This window comes from Maritalea sp. YIW29 (genome assembly GCF_057219265.1).
In genome coordinates this window covers 1,140,918-1,160,001 of record NZ_JBXVVF010000002.1, presented here as the reverse complement: position 1 = coordinate 1,160,001, position 19,084 = coordinate 1,140,918, and the positions used below count along the sequence as shown (strand labels likewise).

The 19,084-nt window shown below is 49.8% G+C and carries 20 protein-coding genes; 14 read left to right on the top strand and 6 right to left on the bottom strand.

What is annotated here, in order from left to right; translation table 11 throughout:
• The first annotated feature begins 128 nt into the window (after window positions 1–128).
• Complete coding sequence (locus AC2D8L_RS14995; protein WP_484686283.1) at window positions 129–530, top strand: MAPEG family protein; 402 nt, start codon at window positions 129–131, stop codon at window positions 528–530.
• Window positions 531–602: 72 nt separating this feature from the next.
• Here the strand turns inward: AC2D8L_RS14995 and mnmA are convergent, their stop codons facing one another.
• Complete coding sequence (mnmA, locus tag AC2D8L_RS14990) at window positions 603–1,745, bottom strand: tRNA 2-thiouridine(34) synthase MnmA (RefSeq protein WP_484686282.1); 1,143 nt, start codon at window positions 1,743–1,745, stop codon at window positions 603–605.
• Window positions 1,746–2,036: 291 nt separating this feature from the next.
• Between mnmA and AC2D8L_RS14985 the strand changes: the two genes are divergently transcribed.
• Both AC2D8L_RS14985 and AC2D8L_RS14980 read left to right on the top strand, forming a co-directional pair.
• Complete coding sequence (locus AC2D8L_RS14985) at window positions 2,037–3,734, top strand: flagellar hook-length control protein FliK (RefSeq protein ID WP_484686281.1); 1,698 nt, start codon at window positions 2,037–2,039, stop codon at window positions 3,732–3,734.
• A gap of 9 nt (window positions 3,735–3,743) precedes the next feature.
• Entirely contained in the window at window positions 3,744–4,409 is a 666-nt protein-coding gene (locus tag AC2D8L_RS14980; protein ID WP_484686280.1) for a flagellar hook assembly protein FlgD, read from the top strand.
• 3 nt (window positions 4,410–4,412) lie between these two features.
• On the opposite strand, the gene AC2D8L_RS14975 is transcribed toward AC2D8L_RS14980, so the two are convergent.
• A complete protein-coding gene (locus tag AC2D8L_RS14975) occupies window positions 4,413–5,273 on the bottom strand; it encodes a DMT family transporter (RefSeq protein ID WP_484686279.1) in 861 nt (286 codons plus the stop codon).
• 107 nt (window positions 5,274–5,380) lie between these two features.
• On the opposite strand from AC2D8L_RS14975, the gene AC2D8L_RS14970 reads away from it, so the two are divergent.
• The 8 genes from AC2D8L_RS14970 (at window position 5,381) to flhA (ending at window position 14,764) form a co-directional block, all read left to right on the top strand.
• Window positions 5,381–6,808 (top strand): aminotransferase-like domain-containing protein, encoded by a 1,428-nt coding sequence (locus tag AC2D8L_RS14970; RefSeq protein ID WP_484686278.1) that lies wholly within the window; start codon window positions 5,381–5,383, stop codon window positions 6,806–6,808.
• 147 nt (window positions 6,809–6,955) lie between these two features.
• Window positions 6,956–7,234, top strand: a complete 279-nt coding sequence (gene sciP, locus AC2D8L_RS14965; protein ID WP_484686277.1) for a CtrA inhibitor SciP — start codon at window positions 6,956–6,958, stop codon at window positions 7,232–7,234.
• Window positions 7,235–7,440: 206 nt separating this feature from the next.
• Entirely contained in the window at window positions 7,441–9,063 is a 1,623-nt protein-coding gene (fliF, locus tag AC2D8L_RS14960; protein ID WP_484686276.1) for a flagellar basal-body MS-ring/collar protein FliF, read from the top strand.
• Window positions 9,064–9,066: 3 nt separating this feature from the next.
• Window positions 9,067–10,131, top strand: a complete 1,065-nt coding sequence (fliG, locus tag AC2D8L_RS14955; protein WP_484686275.1) for a flagellar motor switch protein FliG — start codon at window positions 9,067–9,069, stop codon at window positions 10,129–10,131.
• Window positions 10,132–10,818, top strand: a complete 687-nt coding sequence (locus tag AC2D8L_RS14950) for a FliH/SctL family protein (RefSeq protein WP_484686274.1) — start codon at window positions 10,132–10,134, stop codon at window positions 10,816–10,818. It abuts the gene before it with no gap.
• Window positions 10,815–11,177, top strand: coding sequence for a flagellar motor switch protein FliN (gene fliN, locus AC2D8L_RS14945; protein WP_484686273.1), 363 nt, complete (start codon window positions 10,815–10,817; stop codon window positions 11,175–11,177). Before AC2D8L_RS14950 ends, fliN begins: the two co-directional genes overlap by 4 nt.
• 33 nt (window positions 11,178–11,210) lie before the next feature.
• Entirely contained in the window at window positions 11,211–12,584 is a 1,374-nt protein-coding gene (gene flbD / locus AC2D8L_RS14940; protein WP_484686272.1) for a sigma-54-dependent transcriptional regulator FlbD, read from the top strand.
• Window positions 12,585–12,625: 41 nt separating this feature from the next.
• On the top strand, window positions 12,626–14,764 hold the full coding sequence (gene flhA / locus AC2D8L_RS14935) for a flagellar biosynthesis protein FlhA (protein WP_484686271.1): 2,139 nt from the start codon (window positions 12,626–12,628) through the stop codon (window positions 14,762–14,764).
• A 6-nt stretch (window positions 14,765–14,770) separates the two neighbouring features.
• Here flhA and AC2D8L_RS14930 read toward each other — a convergent pair whose 3' ends face one another.
• Window positions 14,771–15,235: a hypothetical protein gene (locus AC2D8L_RS14930; RefSeq protein WP_484686270.1), complete on the bottom strand. Its 465-nt coding sequence runs from the start codon at window positions 15,233–15,235 to the stop codon at window positions 14,771–14,773.
• A 95-nt stretch (window positions 15,236–15,330) separates the two neighbouring features.
• On the opposite strand from AC2D8L_RS14930, the gene AC2D8L_RS14925 reads away from it, so the two are divergent.
• The gene (locus tag AC2D8L_RS14925; RefSeq protein WP_484686269.1) at window positions 15,331–16,059 is read left to right on the top strand and encodes a hypothetical protein; all 729 of its coding nucleotides are present in this window, start codon (window positions 15,331–15,333) and stop codon (window positions 16,057–16,059) included.
• Window positions 16,060–16,080: 21 nt separating this feature from the next.
• Window positions 16,081–16,446 carry a GFA family protein gene (locus AC2D8L_RS14920; protein WP_484686268.1) on the top strand — a complete coding sequence of 122 codons (366 nt, stop codon included), beginning with the start codon at window positions 16,081–16,083 and terminating at the stop codon, window positions 16,444–16,446.
• 6 nt (window positions 16,447–16,452) lie between these two features.
• Here the strand turns inward: AC2D8L_RS14920 and AC2D8L_RS14915 are convergent, their stop codons facing one another.
• Complete coding sequence (locus tag AC2D8L_RS14915; protein WP_484686267.1) at window positions 16,453–16,794, bottom strand: hypothetical protein; 342 nt, start codon at window positions 16,792–16,794, stop codon at window positions 16,453–16,455.
• A gap of 161 nt (window positions 16,795–16,955) precedes the next feature.
• On the opposite strand from AC2D8L_RS14915, the gene AC2D8L_RS14910 reads away from it, so the two are divergent.
• Entirely contained in the window at window positions 16,956–17,780 is an 825-nt protein-coding gene (locus AC2D8L_RS14910; RefSeq protein WP_484686266.1) for a hypothetical protein, read from the top strand.
• On the opposite strand, the gene AC2D8L_RS14905 is transcribed toward AC2D8L_RS14910, so the two are convergent.
• Together AC2D8L_RS14905 and AC2D8L_RS14900 are read right to left on the bottom strand one after the other, a co-directional pair.
• Entirely contained in the window at window positions 17,777–18,466 is a 690-nt protein-coding gene (locus AC2D8L_RS14905; RefSeq protein WP_484686265.1) for a formylglycine-generating enzyme family protein, read from the bottom strand. The genes AC2D8L_RS14910 and AC2D8L_RS14905 overlap by 4 nt on opposite strands.
• Before the next feature lie 82 nt (window positions 18,467–18,548).
• Entirely contained in the window at window positions 18,549–19,070 is a 522-nt protein-coding gene (locus AC2D8L_RS14900) for a GNAT family N-acetyltransferase (RefSeq protein WP_484686264.1), read from the bottom strand.
• Window positions 19,071–19,084: the final 14 nt, after the last annotated feature.

Sequence of the window (19,084 nt, the reverse complement as noted above, 5' to 3'; positions counted from 1 at the left end):
GCACCAGGTCGAGACATTTGCACCAAAATCCACAGGTGGTGCATTTGCGCACCATCTAGGATTGATATTTGGGATTTATATAAAGTGGCTGTTCTGCGTATTTTGGCCACACCAAATGGAGAACCAAAATGACATTCACATTAGCACTCGCATCATTCGCTATTCTAACACTTTTGCTCTTGGGCACCCAGATCATGTTCACATACGCAACCCAAGGATTTGGCTATGGATTTTCCTCGAACCGAGACCCAAATGTAACCTATTCCCCACTCGCGATCAGAATAAGTAATACATATAAAAACCAGGTCGAAGCGGCATCATACGTTGTGCCTGTGCTCGGCCTCGCTGCCATTATTGGCCTACAGGACCCCATGGCCCAAACCGCCGCCTTGCTGGTCATTGTGGGGCGTATTCTGTTTAGCGTCTTGTACTATATTGGACTGCCTTTCGTCCGCGTAATTGGCTTCCTGATCACCAACCTTGCAGTGGTATATATCCTTTATGCGATACTCACTTCAGGCCTAATTTAACCTTCAACTGCTCAAAAAAATGGCCCGCGCAATGCGGGCCAACTTGATTTCAATGACTAAGTTCAAAATGCTTTATGCAGCCTTCGCGCCCACAGCCTCGGCGATCCAGCCGCCGCCAAGCACTTCACTGTTGGCACTGTCATCCGCGTAAAACACACAAGCTTGCCCAGGTGAAACACCATGTTCACCGCCAACCAGCTCGACTTCAACCACACCATCAATCACGCTCAAACGCGCGGGTTGCGGTGGCCGAGTTGAGCGCACTTTGGCCTCGATCTGAATAGGACCATCGCGCTCGATGTCGGCGAGCGATTTTGCACCCAACCAGTTCACTTGCTTCAAACGAACCGCCCGGGTGGCCAACGCTTCATATGGGCCAACAATAACCCGCTTCGTTTCCGGCTCAAGCTTTAGCACATAAAGGGGGTCAGGCGCAGAAACACCAAGACCTTTTCGCTGGCCAATCGTGTAGTGAATGATGCCCTTATGCTGGCCCAATACGCGGCCATCCACATGCACAATGTCGCCCGGACTAACGGCATCGGGTTTCAGCTTAGCAATGATCTGCGCATAATTACCACTTGGCACAAAACAGATATCTTGGCTGTCACTCTTCTCCGCAACGACAAGACCCATATCCCGAGCGATATCGCGAACTTCGTCCTTGGTCATCCCGCCAAGCGGAAAGCGCAAATAGTCGAGTTGATCCTGCTCCGTTGCAAACAGAAAATAGCTCTGATCACGTCCATGATCGTTCGGTCGATACATGCCCCAGCGACCATCTTTCTCCAAAGATTGGATATAGTGGCCAGTAACTAAAACATCCGCGCCGAGCTCCTTTGAAACCCGCATCAAATCGACAAATTTGACGGTCTGATTGCACTTCACGCAAGGGATCGGTGTTTCACCGCGCACATAACTGTCGGCAAAATCGTCGATCACTGCTTCGCGGAAACGACTTTCATAATCCAACACATAATGCGGGATACCGATCGCCGCTGCGACACGCCGCGCATCGTGAATATCTTGGCCAGCGCAGCAGGCACCCTTGCGGTGCATTGCTTCGCCGTGATCATAAAGTTGAAGGGTTACGCCAAGGGTTTCATATCCCTCACGCGCCATAAGTGCGGCCACAACCGAACTGTCTACGCCACCAGACATCGCAACAACAACGCGTGTATCTTCTGGACGCTTATTAATTCCAAGCGAATTCATCTATCTCTCCATCCAAATTGGGGTTAAGGGCCAACGGATTGGGGCGATGTAGCAATTTGAATACGAAAACTCAACTGATTTTGCCACAAGGACAAATAAGCTAATAGGCAAGTTCTGCCCCCTTACCCAGCCAAAATGTCCACTTCTGTGATTTTCCTTTGCGCAACGATTCAAGTTAGGCGAGGCAACTCATTGATTTAAAACAAGTTTTCATAAATCCAAAAACTGGCCCGTAACTTGCTTATTTAGTGGGTGGACACATGTCACTGTTCGTTTAAGTGGAATTAAAGTATGCAATTTGGTTTATCAGCAGCACCGTCTATCCCCGGATTTGAAGTGGCCGCGCAAGTGCGCGCCGACGAACTTCACGGGGGCAATGGTCAATCTGCTGGCAAGGCAAACAGTGCAAGCGATGGCGGAACCGGATTTGAAGCGTTCTTGGCGGCCCTCATTGCAGGTAGCGAGCACGCTCCAACCGAGCAAAAAGTCGAAGGCATTGCGTTGGTTCAAAATGATGCCAACACTGCAGAAATCTCAGAGGCACTAGCGGGGTTGGCGGAAGCACTTAAACCGTTGGCCAAGGCATTTGATAACCTTCAAATTCCAACTTCTGAACATTTGGACGGCGCGCGGGCCGCATTGGGCAAACTCATTGAAAGCATCAATGGCCACCCGAACAGAGCTGACATTGGCGCACGCGGACCAATTGGCGCCTTTGCAGGCCAACTATCGCAATTGCGCCAGGCAGGTGCCGATCTAGAGAAATTGGGCGCAAGTGACTTTGCCAAGGTTGGGCAATTGCTTGAACGGCTGGACAAAATATTGAGCCAAGTGCCCGGCGCAGCGCCGGAACAAGGCCACAATGGTCAAAAAGCGCAGCTTAACATTCATCAAATGATTGAGCGCCTCACCCAGCTCGCCAGCGACTTACCCAAGCTACCCGCCCAATTCGCAACAAAGCCCTCAGAGCTAATCGATTTCGGCAACGCCGCGCTGCAAGCGCAGCAGGGTCAAGAAAATACGGCCAGAGCTGGCGGCGTGTCGCCAAATGAAGGCAACGGCGATGCCGCAGCGCTTCAATCTCTTTTACAAAAAAAGGTCGGTAAAGCAGTAACCCCGCAAGCCAATCTGTCTGATACCCAAGCGAGTCAAGTAAACCAAGCGAACCAAACGTCTCAGGTAATCTCTGGGGCAGCCAATAAGGACGCACAGCCTGACATTCTTGCGCAATTGGCAAATCTTGGCCAAAAGGCAAACGGCGACACCAAGAAACTTGAAAAGCCAACTGGGCAATCCAACTTAATCGAGAATGCGCTTAAGCCTGACGGCAATGCGGAAGGGCCCAAAACATTCGGTCAGGTTTCGCGTGAGGCAAATCTACAAGCTGCGGCCACCTATCCGGGCGCATCAAAACCGCAACAAACCATTGCGCCAGCACCGTTGCCGACAGATCTGGATGCTATCGAAACGGGCACCGAGAAAATACTCGCACAACACAAGATTGAAAGCTTCCAACAGCAGACCAATCACGTCGATGCTGCACAGGCCCGCACTTCACCGCGGCAAGTCAACATACCCGGTGTGGCCTTTGAAATTGTGCGGCAAGTTCGCCAAGGTGCACAGCAATTTGAAATTCGTCTAGACCCACCAGAAATGGGCCGAATTGACGTTAAAATGGAGATGGAAGGCAACAATGTTACGGCCAGATTGGTCGTGGAGCGTGCCGAAACTCTCGACTTCTTACAACGTGATGCACGCGCCCTTGAACGTGCATTGCAGCAAGCTGGTTTGAATGCAGACCGGACGAATTTGGAATTTTCGCTTAAGCAAGATGGTCAAGGCGGCAGCTCTAGGCAGCCACAAGATGGTCAACAAGACCTACAGCTTGCAGCCAATCAGGACACATCAGCACAAGATCAAGCGAAATTGAGCGAAACAACAGTTTACAGGGGTTCGGCAAGTCCGGGCGGCCTGAACGTGTGGGTTTAGGAGCAGGTTATGGTAGGTACAGCACCGGCTAGTGGCATTGGCGCAGCAAGTAACGAACTAAAGACCTCGCGCAAGACCATTGCCGAGAACTTTGATACGTTTTTGACCATCTTGACCACGCAGCTCAAAAATCAAAACCCACTCGACCCGCTCGACACCAATCAGTTCACCCAACAGATGGTGCAATTTACCGGTGTTGAACAACAACTCAAAACAAATGAATATCTGGAAGCGCTGATTAAATCCAACGAGAACTCATTCTCCTCTCAGGCAGTTTCTTACATCGGCAAGGCCGTCACAGCATTTGGCGCGACAACCCAAATGAAAGACAATAGTGCCGAGTGGACTTATGGCCTGACGGCTGACGCGCCTGAAAGTAAAATCACCATCAAAAATGATGCTGGCGCGGTAGTTTATACAGAGGACAAAGCACTGGAAAAAGGCGAACACACTTATACTTGGGATGGTAAGGGTGCTGATGGCGCAAGCTTGCCAGAGGGCCAATATACAATCCATATTGATGCTAAGGATGCCAAGGGAAAGAATATCAACACCTACACCATGACAAAGGGCATCGTTGAAACCGTAGACTTCGCTGGTAGTGAGCCGATTCTAATCATTGATGGCGCTAAAGTACCGCTTTCATCTGTCGGCAAGGTAGGCGCAGCCCCTTAAATTCTAAGCAAATCTTCTCGCACCCGCGACACACAATACAACGGCGATACTAACAACAAGCATTGTTGTGCTGACTTGCTCACTCAACAATATCGCCGCTAACGCCAAGCCTAAAAAGGGCTGTATGAGTTGCAATTGCCCAACTGCGGCAATTCCGCCTTGAGCAAGGCCACGATACCAAAACACGAACCCAATCAACATACTGAACAAAGATACGTATCCAAGAGCCAGCCAAGCTGGTAGTCGGATATCGGCGAACGTTGTCGGCGCAGAATATAGGGCCAAGGGAATTGTTATCGGCAGCGACAACAAAAGCGCCCAGCAGATCACTTGCCAGCCGCCAAGTTTGCGCGACAGTTTTGCGCCTTCTGCATAGCCCAATCCACACACCACAATGGCCAAAAACATCATCAGATCGCCGTAAAGCGACGACTGAAAATCATTGGTGAGCGCAAACACAACCACAAGCCCACTGCCCACAATTGAGAACAACCAAAATGTCGGATGAGGACTATCGCCAGCGCGTAGCACCCCAAAAATCGCAGTTGAAAGTGGTAATAATCCAATAAAAACAACTGAATGGGCGGAAGTGATCTGTTGCAACGCCAGAGCTGTCAAAAGCGGAAAACCCACCACGACCCCGAAAGCAACAATTGCCAATGCGGGCAGATCGTCCCGGGTTGGTTTAGACTTCGCGAGCAAAGCCAACATCAAACAACCCACAATTCCGGCAATAACCGCCCGAATGGCGGTTAAGAATATTGGATCAAACTGCGCGACGCCAACCCGAGTGGCGGCAAGAGAGCCGCTAAAGATAACCATGCCAATAAATCCGTAAATCCAACCGCTCTTGCGCGCATCCATCTATTACACCTTTGTTTGGAAAAAGCATTATGCGGATCCCGTCTGGTATTTGCAGATACAAACCATTACAATTTATATGAACTGTACTGGTACATCGGGCGATACAAATGCAACTAGATGAAATCGATAGAAACGCAGATGGCACACTTGTCGAAAAGGTAATGGCCGCCATCCGCAAACAAATTGCAAGCAGACAGACGGCACCGGGTGTCAAACTTCCCTCAATTCGAGAAACCGCGCTGCGCATGAATGTTTCAAAGTCCACCGTGGTCGAAGCGTTTGATCGGTTGGTTGCGGAAGGCACCATTTTGTCACGCCCAGGCTCCGGTTTTTATATTGCGGGTCACCTGCCCCCATTATCGCTATCTGCAACTGGGCCAAATCTTGATCACAATGTCGATCCCGTGTGGATCACCAGACAGTCATTAGATAATGAACCGAACATGTTGCGGCCTGGTTGCGGATGGCTACCTGCTAGCTGGATGCCGCAAACCGAAATTCAGCGCGCCTTGAGAACCCTCGCGCGCACAGACTTAGAAAGCCTAACAGATTACGGCACCCCTCAGGGTCTACCTGCCTTAAGGCAATTGCTGTCGCGCCGACTGGCGGATCGCGCGGTGGAAGCGCCGCCTCGACAGATCATTCTGACTGAATCTGGCACCCAAGCAATTGATTTACTCTGCCGGTTTTTTCTTGAGCCAGGCGATGTCGTTATGCTCGATGACCCTTGTTACTTTAATTTTCACGCCATGCTTCGCGCACATAGGGTAAAAGTTGTCGGTGTGCCGTTCACCCACAATGGACCTGACCTGGATCTCTTCGAGAGCACGCTCATTGAGCACAAACCTCGCCTTTATATTACAAATTCTGCTTTGCAGAACCCAACTGGCGCGACCCTAACGCCAGTTGTTGCCCATAAATTATTGAATTTGGCGGAGCGACATGACCTGCTCATCATCGAGGATGATACTTTTGCAGATTTTGAACAAGCACCTGCGCCGCGACTTGCAGCCTTTGATGGTTTAAACAGGGTCATCCATATTGGTAGCTTTTCCAAAACGCTCTCGGCTTCCATCCGTTGCGGCTTCATTGCGGCAAAGCCAGAATGGGTGGACCAAATTGTCGACCTAAAGCTGGCAACAGCATTTGGCGGCGGTTCATTTTCATCCGAACTTGTACTGGCACTGCTTAAAGACGGCGGCTATCGACGGCATCTAAATGGTCTACGTGATCGACTGGCAACCACAATGGAAACGGTGAGCGCAAAATTGAAATCAATCGGCATCACACCATGGATCGAGCCAAAGGGTGGCATGTTCTTATGGTGCAAGTTTCCGGACAATATCAACGCAGTGGACGTCACAAGGCATGCGCTTGCCAACAATGTCATGCTGGCGCCGGGCAATGCGTTTAGTATTTCACAAACCGCAAATGACTATATGCGCTTTAACGTTGCCCAATCGCTAGACCCAACAATTTTGCGGGTTCTTCAACAAGCGATCGACCGAGCGGACAAACAGAATAGCGGTCAATAACAAGCCAACGCCGCCCGGCATTGGGCCAAACCTGTACAGTTTCTTTACAAATACCCTTAACCAATTCTAACCAACAGCTTAGTCAAATTTTAAGGCAAGTGGTCTAGGTTAGAGACATAATTGGTCAGGTTTTGAGTAGTGAGTAAAATGACCGTACAAATGCGTCCACGTGTTAAATACGTAATCGGCCCAGATGGCAGCCCTCTAACGATTGCTGATCTGCCGCCACCAAATACAAGAAGATGGGTGATCCGCCGTAAGGCAGAGGTCGTCGCCGCCGTTCGTGGGGGATTGTTGAGCCTAGAAGAGGCCTGCACTCGATACACGTTAAGCGTTGATGAGTTTCTGAACTGGCAAGCGGCCATCGACAAGCATGGCCTTGCTGGCCTGCGCACAACATGGGTTCAACATTATCGCGATCACTAAATCGCTGAACCTAAAGCATTTTTCAAATGTGACTAAGAAGCCCGCCTTTTGAGCGGGCTTTTTTGTGCCCTGCAGATTTTTCCCATTTATTTTCCCAATTCGCCACACCGGTTAACATTATCTTTACCACCTCCTAGGTAAATTTTGCCTAGCGAAACTATTCGCAGTTTCGATTGAGATTTAATTTTTTTGAGTTGGGTGGCAGAGTGAACGGAATAGGCGAGTTTTTGACGCGATTAGGATTAGCCCGCGTTGCAGCCATGGCCGTGACCGCGGTGTTAATGGTTGGTTTTTTTGCATTCCTCATTTTCAGGGTAACGACGCCGCAAATGGCCCCGGTCTACTCGGGGTTGGAATTTGAAGATTCTGCAGCAATCGTAAAAGAACTCAGAACACTTGGTGTACCCTTTGAATTGCGCGGCGACGGCGAGAGCATTCTTGTCCCCCGCGATCAAATCACCACCATTCGTATGTCATTGGCCGAAAGTGGATTGCCCACAAGAGGCCAAGTTGGTTATGAAATTTTCGACCAACAAAACACACTCGGCGCGACCAGCTTCGTGCAAAACCTCAACCACCTTCGCGCCCTTGAAGGCGAGCTTGCTCGCACCATCAGCTCTTTGGCTCGCGTAAAATCGGCACGTGTTCACCTCGTATTGCCGGAACGTGAATTGTTCCGCCGTGAAGCTAAACAGCCGTCGGCCTCAATTGTTCTTGAAGTTCGCGGCGCGCTATCCACCGGCGAAATTCGTTCTGTACAACATTTGGTTGCTTCAGCTGTGGACAGCCTTTCTCCCAACATGGTTTCAATCGTAGATAGCTCAGGTCAATTGTTAGCTTCAGGTGCAGACGGCGAAGATAGTGCCCTTTCCACCCAAAGCGAAGAGCGCAAACTCGCTGTCGAAAGCCGCCTTCGCACTCGTCTAGAAGAGTTGCTCGCCAACGTTGTTGGTGCCGGCCGTGCACGGGTTCAAGTCACCGCAGAATTGGACATGAACCGTTTCACCCGCACATCAGAAAGTTTCGACCCAGATAGCCAAGTGGTTCGCTCTGCCCAAACACGCGAGTTGAACAACCAAGCCCAAGGCGCAGCCAATGGCGGCCAGGTTAGCGTTGCCAACGAGTTGCCCGGTGCTTCAGCCAATGGCGGCGAAAACGGTGGTTCAACCGAGCAATCAAGCACCACTGAAGAAACCATCAATTACGAAATCTCAAGAACCACCCAAACCGAAGTCATTGAGGCTGGTGCCGTCAAACGCCTCTCTGTAGCGGTTGTGGTGGATGGTCTTTATTCAACCAATGATGACGGTTCCGCCCAATATGATCCACGCAGTGCTGAAGAGTTGGCACAAATTCGCTCCCTTGTTAATTCAGCAATCGGTTATGACGAAAACCGAGGCGATCTGGTTGAGGTCATCAATATGCAGTTCGCAGAGCGCCCTGACCTTAGCTTTGAGCCAACTGAGGCTGGACTGTTCGACTTTACCCGCGACGATATGTTCTCGGCGATTGAAATGCTGGTCACCTTGCTTATCGCCCTCGCACTTGTGTTTTTCGTAATGCGCCCCTTGATCAAAAAGGTTCTAGAGCCTGACGAAGATGCGCCGATGTTGGTCACCGCGCAAGAAGCTGTGGATGCGTCCGGAAATCCTGTTGAACCTACTGGCCCAGTAACAGAAGAAGACGTGGCCCGTGAAAAGTGGCTCGAAGAAGCCCGCAGCTTAGGCAAGGCACAATTTGAGGCAATCGAACGGGTTGGCACCTTGGTTCAAGAAAATCCAAAACAGGCATCTATGATTATTCGAAACTGGTTATTGGAGGCCGCATAAATTATGGCCACCACCGACGTCATAGAAAAGGCTGCGAATACGCAGCTCGCAGTTGAAGATGCCGCAGAGAACCGCGAACTTAAAGGAGACGAACGCGCAGCGATCCTCCTGCTCGCCCTCGGCCCAGATTTTGGCAAACCGATATTTGAAGAGCTAGACGATATTGAAATCCGCCAGCTTTCACGCGCCATGTCCAACATTGGCGCTGTGAACCAAGATATGCTCGATACTCTGTTTGCCAAATTTGTGACCAATCTAACGACAAATGGCGATCTCGCTGGTGGCGTTGATTCGACCGAGCGTTTGTTGCTTTCCTTCATGCCACAGGATCGGGTGGACATGATTATGGAAGAAATTCGCGGCCCCGCAGGTCGTAACATTTGGGAAAAACTTTCCAATGTTCAAGAAGATGTTTTGGCGAGCTTTTTAAAGAACGAATACCCCCAGACCATCTCTGTGGTTTTGACCAAACTCGCAACAGATCATGCATCGCGCGTGTTGGGCAGCCTGCCAGAAGAACTGGCCATGGACGTTGTACAGCGGATGCTGGCGATTGAGCCTGTGCAAAAAGAAATCGTTGAAAAAATTGAAGACACTTTGCGCAACGAATTCATGTCGACGCTGTCCCATACAAGACGCCGCGATAGCCATGAACAAATGGCAGATATCTTCAATGCCTTTGACCGTCAGACCGAAGCACGCTTTCTCACCAACCTTGAAGAACGTGACATTGAAGCGGCTGAACGCATTAAAGCACTGATGTTCACATTCGATGATCTTGGTGCGCTTGATGGAACCGCCATCCAAACCGTGCTGCAAGCCGTTGAAAAACCAATGCTCACTTTGGGTCTTAAAGGCGCAAACGACGCAACCAAAGAATTGTTCCTCAAGAACATGTCAGCTCGTGCGGCTAAGATGATGAAGGACGACATGGAAGCCATGGGCCCTGTGCGTTTGAAAGATGTCGACGAAGCGCAATCTGCAATGGTCAACCTTGCGAAAGATCTCGCAGCTAAGGGCGAAATCGTGATCACCAAAAATGGCTCCGACGAGGAGATGATTGGTTAGATGACACAGCACGCCAAATTCACATTTGACCTAGACCTCGCGAAAACATCGCAAAAGTCCAAACTGATGGAAGAGCGCGATATTGAGCTTCTGATCGCTCAAGCAAGGGAACAGGGCTACAACGAAGGCCTGCAAGAGGGCCAAAATTCTGTACAAAGCCAAACCAGCCAACAAGTGGCCGCCGCTGCGGAGAAAGTTGCGGCAAATGGCACCCAGTTTTTGCAGGTCTTAGATCAAGCCCAACAACATCATTTGGTGCAGTCAACTAAGTTGGCGGCAAGTATTGGGCATAAATTGGCATCCACTTTAATCAACCAAACGCCAACACCAGAAATCTCCGCGCTGATCCAAGATTGCCTTTCTTCACTTGGTAAAACTGCCCACCTTGTTGTGCGCTGCAATGACCAATTGAGCGATCAAGTTAAGCCCATCGCCGAGCAATTCGCCCACCAAGCAGGCTTTGAAGGTCGACTGATCATCATGGGCGAACCGGACATCGGAATGGGCGATTGCCGCGTTGAATGGTCCGACGGCGGCATTGCACGAAATTTCGATCACCTAGCCGAAGAAATCAGCGAAAAGATAGAACAATTTGTGACCCTAAAAGCACCGGATGCCGCGCCAGTGGATTTGCCACAAATCGACGAAACCCCGACAACAATTGAAGCCTCACAGGATATCCAATGAGTGACATCGACGACCCAACAATCGACAGTCCAGAAGGCGACGCCAATTCTATGTTAGCGGGGCTTGAAGAAATGCAAGCTGAAGAGAAACCGCTAGCGGAAAAAAACGGTGAGAAGCTAGCCGATGATCTTGAAGCGGTATTTGATGTCCCGGTGCGGATCTCTGCCGTTTTGGGACGCACAAAAATGCCTGTTTCACAACTCATGGCAATGGACGCGGGCAGCGTTGTTGAGCTGGACCGCCAAGTTGGCGAAGCCATCGATATATTCGTGAATTCACGCCTTGTTGCCCGGGGAGAAATTGTGCTGGTGGAAGACAAATTGGGCATCACCATGACAGAAATCATTAAGGCTGGCTAAGCCGCTTAAACCAAAGCCAGCAAGGAACATAATATGCGTTTACTGATTATCGGAGCCTTAGAAGGACAACTCAGCCAAGCCACAAAACTGGCAATGGACGGCGGCGCAAAAGTTGCGCATGCGGACACGATTGATGTTGCACTTGCAAGCCTTCGCGCTGGCCGCGGAGCAGACCTGCTTTTAGCCGACGTGATGGCCGATATTCCAAGCCTTTTGGCTGCACTGGAAGCTGAACGTATTCACATCCCCCTAGTTGCTTGCGGGACAGAAACCAATGCGGCAGCCGCGGTCAATGCAATCCGCGCCGGGGCAAAAGAATATATCCCCCTCCCCCCGGATGCTGAACTCATCGCCGCTATTATTGCGGCCGTTGCAAGAGAGTCTAGCGACTTCTTGTATCGGGACACGGTGATGGCGAAAATGGTCAAACTTGCTGACCAAATCGCGCCATCTGAAGCAAGTGTTCTGATCACAGGTGAAAGCGGCAGCGGTAAAGAAGTCATCGCAAAATATGTGCATGGCCGCTCAAAACGTGCCGGCAAGCCGTTCATTTCGATCAACTGCGCTGCGATCCCAGATAATTTGCTTGAGAGTGAACTTTTTGGACACGAAAAAGGTGCCTTTACGGGGGCTGTAGCCCGCAGAATTGGCAAATTCGAAGAAGCAAATGGTGGCACACTATTGCTGGACGAGATTTCGGAAATGGATGTTCGTCTGCAAGCTAAATTGCTCCGCGCCATTCAAGAACGGATCATTGATCGCGTTGGGGGCACAAAACCTGTGCCGGTCGACATTCGCATTTTGGCGACGTCAAACAGAGACCTGCAAGACAGCGTAAAAAACGGCGAGTTTCGCGAAGATTTGCTCTTCCGCCTAAATGTTGTGAACCTGAAAATCCCAGCGCTTCGGGAACGCCCGGGCGACATTGCGGCACTGGCCGAACATTTCATCAAAAAATACGCTGAAGCGAATGGCGTGCCGGTTCGTCCTTTGAGTGACGATGCGCGCCAGCAATTGGTTCAGGCCCAATGGCCCGGCAACGTACGCGAATTGGAAAACACGCTTCACCGTGCGGTGTTGTTGGCAACGGGCGATGAAATTGACGCTGAGGCCATTAGCCTGCCAGACGGTTCTGGCATGAGCACTATTCCCCAAGATGGGTCTTTGGCCGCACAAGCGGCCTCCGTTGCCGAAAATGCCGCGCGCGCAATGGTGGGCAGAACTGTCGCTGATGTTGAACAAGATCTCATTTTGGACACGCTTGATCATTGTCTTGGAAACCGCACCCATGCATCCAACATTTTGGGCATATCGATCCGCACTTTGCGCAACAAATTGAACCTATATGCAGATAGTGGTGCACATGTCCCCGCACCTGGTGAAAATCGCTCGCCAAACACAGCGTAACCTGTAGCATAAAGTGCAGCATGAAAGGCCATAGCGCGTAAATGAGCGACACGTCCCAAACCACAACGCCACGGCCAACACCCGCAGGTCCAGCCTTCCCAACTTTGAACAAAGCGTTGGATTTGCTGCGCCAAGGCGATATCGCTTTGGCCGTTGGTGTGATCACTATTTTGATGGTTCTGATCATGCCGATGCCTGCGGTTATTTTGGACATGTTGTTGGCCATCTCAATCGTGTTCTCTGTACTAATTTTGATGACAACATTGTTCATCCGCACGCCGCTTGAGTTCTCAGCATTTCCAACGGTGTTGTTGATCGCTGCTATGATGCGGCTAGCGCTGAACCTCGCCACCACACGGCTTATTTTGGCGAACGGGCACCTTGGAACTGACGCTGCTGGCAACGTCATCCAAGCCTTTGGCAACTTCGTAATGCAGGGTAATTTCGTGATCGGGATTATCGTATTTGCCATCCTGATCATTGTGAACTTCATCGTGATCACCAAAGGTTCTGGCAGGATCGCAGAAGTCGCGGCCCGCTTTACGTTGGACGCGATGCCCGGCAAACAAATGGCGATTGACGCCGACCTTTCCGCTGGCATGATTGACGAAGAAACTGCGCGAGTTCGCCGTAAAACGTTAGAAGATGAAAGCTCATTCTTTGGCGCGATGGACGGTGCATCAAAGTTCGTGCGTGGCGATGCGATCGCTGGGCTTTTAATCACTTTCATCAACGTCGCTGCTGGCATCATTATTGGTGTTGGACAACAGCAAATGTCCATCGGCGACGCGGCGAACAACTATACATTGTTGACCGTGGGCGATGGGTTGGTATCTCAAATTCCAGCGCTAATCGTATCAACTGCTGCGGGCCTTTTGGTTTCAAAAGCGGGTGTAACCGGCACCGCCAACCAAGCGCTTGCAGAACAGTTTTCGGGTTCCCCTCGCGCACTCGGGATGACGTCGGCCGTTATGCTAATGCTGGCGCTGTTGCCCGGCATGCCAATCTTGCCGTTCTTGGTCCTATCTGCAGGGGCTGGTTTCTTAGCCATTAAGTTCTCAAAAGAACAAAGCAAAGTCGCCGACAAAGCTTTGGCGAAAAAGACCGCTGAGAAAATCGCCAAAGAAGCACCGGAGAAAGAGCCTCCGATCACCGATGCGCTCAAAATGGACGAGCTTAAGCTTGAACTTGGCTATGGCTTGCTGCAGTTGGTGAAAGAAGACGATAACGGCAATGACCGCCTAACCGAGCAAATCAAAGCGCTACGTCGCCAATTGGCGACCGATATGGGTATCATCATGCCGTCGGTTCGCATTCTTGATAATATGCAATTGCCACCCAATGATTATATGGTCCGCATCAAGGAAGTTGAAGCAGGCCAAGGCAATGTGTTCCCAGACCAATATATGGTGATGGACCCAATGGGTGGCCAGATCGACTTGCCGGGCCAGCACACAATTGAACCGACATTTGGCCTTCCTGCCACTTGGGTTGATGCTGGTTTGCGCGACGAGGCGGAAGTTAAGGGCTACACAATCGTTGACCCATCATCCGTTATCTCGACGCACCTTACAGAGGTGCTGAAAACCAACATTTCTGACTTGCTCAGCTATTCAAATGTTCAAGAGCTGTTGAACAACTTGAGCACCGAGCAGCAAAAACTGGTTGAAGATATGGTGCCGAACCAAATCTCTGTTTCGGGCATTCAACGCGTGCTGCAAAACCTGCTGGCCGAACGTATTTCCATTCGAGACTTGGCTTCCATCCTTGAGGGCATTGCCGAAGTTGCGGGTAACATCACCAGCGCGAAGCTGATTGCCGAACATGTCCGTACCCGTCTTGCGCGCCAACTCTGTGCCGCAAATTCCGCGCCGGACGGCACATTGCCAATTCTAACGCTTTCTCCAGATTGGGAGCGTGACTTCTCCGAGGCATTGCACGGTGAAGGGGCAGACAGACATCTGGCAATGGCACCATCTCGGTTGCACGAATTTATTCAAGAAGTACAAACCGCCTTTGAAAGCGCCGCACAAATGGGCGAATTACCGGTGATGATCACGTCCCCTCCAATCCGCCCACATGTCCGCGCCATCATCGAACGCTTCCGCCCACAAACCGTCGTGATGAGCCAAAACGAAATTCACCCACGGGCTCGTTTGAAGACAATTGGTAGTATTTAGATAGCGCTATACAGGCACATAGTTCAGTGGTTTACCTCTAGCCGACTCGTCACTCATTTTATTGGTATGGTAAACTTGAGCTCTAATTAGTTTCCCAATTTTGGACTCGATATTTCTTAGCTCCTGCTCTAGAGCAGCGATGGAACTTCCAATTACCTGATACTCAACCAACGTGCCAAGAACAACCATCGCCTGCTCTGCGCCGCTTAAAGTTCGTTCAAAACTTCGGTCGACGCGTTTCGCCAGTTTGCCAACTTTCCCTGGGAGGGCATTCAAGGCAATTTCATCCAGCGCGTCCCTGATGATCTCTTCTTTTCGGGCTTCTTTCCTCTTCTTTTCAGTTTGCTTCGATCTGCGTTCGTCATGAGCAGCGCGAAGCTCAACTCCAATTTGACGCAACTGTCGTTCATGCGCCCTAACAGCGTTACGGATCGCGCGGCATTTCCCTGCATCAAGCTCTGGTTTATCCATCAATATTCCTCTAAAAATGAGGGATTGATAATATTTCAGGATTTGCTGACGTGGATAAGTTTTATTTTTTTGGAAGCCAAATTCGTCAAATAATTATGATGACTGTAGCAGTTGTTACTACTGCTATGCTTGCATTTCATGGGTCTCCTGCATATTCAGATTGGTCGTTTTTGGCAAACCCACATCCTGAAATCGAAACTGCACCAATAGATGTTCAAAAGATGATGCGCGAAATCAAGGATGACTTGGACTGCACCAATTATGTGCACGCCCATTATCAGGTCTATCAACAACAATATCCAAACTTTACGAGCACATATGAAAAGGATGATACATTCACTGATTGGCAAATTCACTTTGCAGGTCCCGATAATTCAAAACTTGTGTTTTGCATTGTTGAGAATGCCAAACTTGATTTTTCCATGCGTACTTTGGAATACAACTGGCCAGTGAGCGACCTAGCATTTTGCGGTGTATTTTCGAGACTGCCAGAAACGGAAATCGAGAAATTCTGGTACAACAAAATTAAAATTCTCGCCGAGTTTGCCTCAAGCAACAATGTCCAAGCGGCGCATTTTCTTCTGAGCAATGCCCAACATTTCAATGTTACACATGTCGGCTTTGCCCCCCAGGCCGAATACTTCTTTCGCTATTCGTTTAACCCACCAATAGACGCTCATCCGGAGGGCCGCAACGCACTCTACCTAGCACATCATCTGTCTACTTCGGAGCGGGATGAACTAGATCAAGCAATTGCCCGAAAAGATGTCGCATTTGTACTAGACCAGATTAAATCATGTGATAGCGTGCCAGAAAGTCACTAACCAAGTTCCGGGACATTTGAGATGAGTATCAACGGCAAGTGCCATTGCGGCAAAGTAAGCTATGAATATAAAGACACACCCGAATTCACCGTCCGTTGCAATTGCTCCATCTGCCGTCGCTTGGGCACCTTGTGGATTTATTCTGATGCATCCAACATCACGCTAAACGGGACAGACAACACCACAACTCTGAGCTACAGCCATGGCGATAAACAACTGGATTTTCGCACCTGCAAAACCTGCGGCACTTCAATCCTTTGGCAAAGCACGGCAACCCCAGGTGAAGGCCGCATGGCCCTCAACCTGAACATGGCTGAATTGCCCGTGATCAAGGAAATTCCTATCCGCCATTTCGACGGCGCTGATAGTTGGAAGTTTTTGGACTAGGCAGTCCTATCGGTAAATTACGGGGCAGTCCAGTTTACCCATGTGTTTGCCAATATCGTCCAATTGCAAACCATATTTGTCTACAAGCGCGGTCTTGGTTCGCACTTTACCATTTTGACTTTGAATATCTCTTTTAAGAATTTGAACATCACGTTCCAACTCCGGAACTTCGGCTGCCAGCATCGCACTTGCTATAGAACCCGCGCCGCTCAATGCTTGCGCTCTAGGATCTTTTATTAGGCCAACGCTACTGCTTCCCATTGAAACCACATCTGCCGCTGCCCGGGCCCGGATCAACTTATTAAACTTTACCCGATGTTGATCCGTTGAGCCTTTCCAATCGGTCAATTAACCGCACTAACGAGGACTTTTCCTCCAACCAGATCTTCCCTAAGATCATCGTAAAATGCCCGTAGTTCTTTACAATTTTTGTCCCATTAGTTTATGATCATTAAATACTCGGTTGAATTTACTTAAAAGAATGAATAATCAGGTGCAGGCTCTGATAAATGATCAAATTGCCAAGACAATCGTCAAGACAGATACTTGTTTTTATTTCAGCTTTACTTTTTGGATTCACATCTTCAATGGGGATAGCTGATGTCCCAGGCTGGTCTTTTGAAACCCACCCGCACCCAACTTTAAAGGAACAGAGCGCGGCGGAAAATGACCGTCTTAGTAAAGCAATTTACGCAGACGAAACCGTTCCTTGCCTAAGCGGAAACCGGGTTCAATTTGAAATTTATAATGAGCACTATCCTGACTATGGTGAGCAGGTTCTAAGTGATGAACAGCGCCTTGAAGACTGGAAAAACCACGTTTATTCTACGACGCGGAAGATTGATTTACTTTGCCTCGTCTCTTTCGAGAAAAGACTGGTCGAAAAAGCGATTCTTGACTTTCAATTGTCGCCCATCGACCTGTCAGAGGATCGGGACCACCAAATTCTATATTGTGGTAAGTTTATCAACAGTCACAGAAGCGAAAAAACCAAAGCGCTTGCTGAAAAAATCGAGAAATTTTTGCATTATGTTCAGCTAAACGAACCCCGCTGGGCCCATGAGTTCTTATCAGCATTTGCATATAGTGGACCAACTGTAATCTTGCACCCAGATGTTGAATATTACTTCCAAAAACGCTTCGTGTGGGAAAGCTGGCAACAAACAGTTTATGCGCCAGATACAGTGCATCCCAACCATAAATTCACCCCCGAACGCATTGAATTCTTGGATGATGCGGTTGCCCGCGGGGACTTTCAATCCGTTATCAATAGTATGGGTGCCTGCCTGATACCGCCGACCAAATGGGAATATCTTTACGAAGAAAAAACTTAGCCGCACCCATTCCGCGCAATCCGAAAGCCAACATCATCAATGCCATAAGTGGGGTGGCTGCGGCGTCTATTTGTGGCTAAGCACCCGCGCTCAGGATCATTCCACCCACCGCCACGAAAGACGCGATATGTGCCATAAACGTCTGGATCGTAGACGTCAAAACACCATTCCCAAACATTACCTAGCATATCGAACAGACCGTAAGCACTTGGCTGTTTTGTTCCTACGGGGTGCGGGTGTCCGGCTGAATTTGCTTTGTACCACGCCGCATCATCAATCCCGCCCTGTCGGGCTTTGGTCTGGCCAGCAAGCGCTGCAAATTGCCACTCAGCATCCGTCGGCAACCGATAGCCATCAGCATCTTGGTCGACCAACACATCGTCTTGGTTATCCCCCTCAGAATAGCAGCGCGCTAGCCCCGCGGCATCAGACAGGCCATTGCAAAACGTTATAGCGTCATACCAAGATACATTTTCAACCGGTTGCTGCTCACCAATAAATGTGGCTGGATTTGAACCAACAATTGAAGCATAAATTTGCTGGGTCGCCAAAACGGAGGACAGACAAAATGGCTTGAGTTCAACCTGCCATTGACGTTGAACGCGATCGTCGCGCAAATCGACCACACCACCCTCAATACGAACCATGTTCGCATTGATCATATCCAATATTTGAGCTTGTCCCATCCCACACTTTTAAGGTGATGGATATTTCAAATCAATACGCGAAGGGATGCGTTTTTCAATGAAACCATTCAAAGCATTCAAGTCATACGGCCTGTTCGCCTAGCACAACCTTCTCGAACTTCACTTCTTCAGCATTGTGGGGCACTTGTTCAAACCCCAACCGCTTCACCAGCCCGATTGAACGTACATTTTCCGGATCAATTTCTGCAACGAATGAAGTAACACAATGATGAGAGATCAGATTTTCCATCATCGCGCTAATGGCTTGTGACGCGATCCCTTGCCCCCAGAAAGCTGAGTTGAGCACATAGGCAATCTCCGCTGTGAGATCCGGATAGATCGTGGCTTGAATATAGCCCGCCATCTCGCCACCAGAGAAAACCACCCAGTTAAGCCATTGCTCATCCTCGTCCGGAGAACATCGCGTTTCTAGACGCTCCAGACGCGCTGTAAACGCGGCGATTTCGGTCGGCGCGTCTTCATCCAAAAATGGATAGATTTTAGCATCCTGCAACACGGCAAAAAGCACATCTGCATGGGTGGCCAATTGCGGCACAAGCAGCAGCGTTTCACTGCACTCAATCTCGGATATGCGATCACCCAAACTAACCTCCTTCA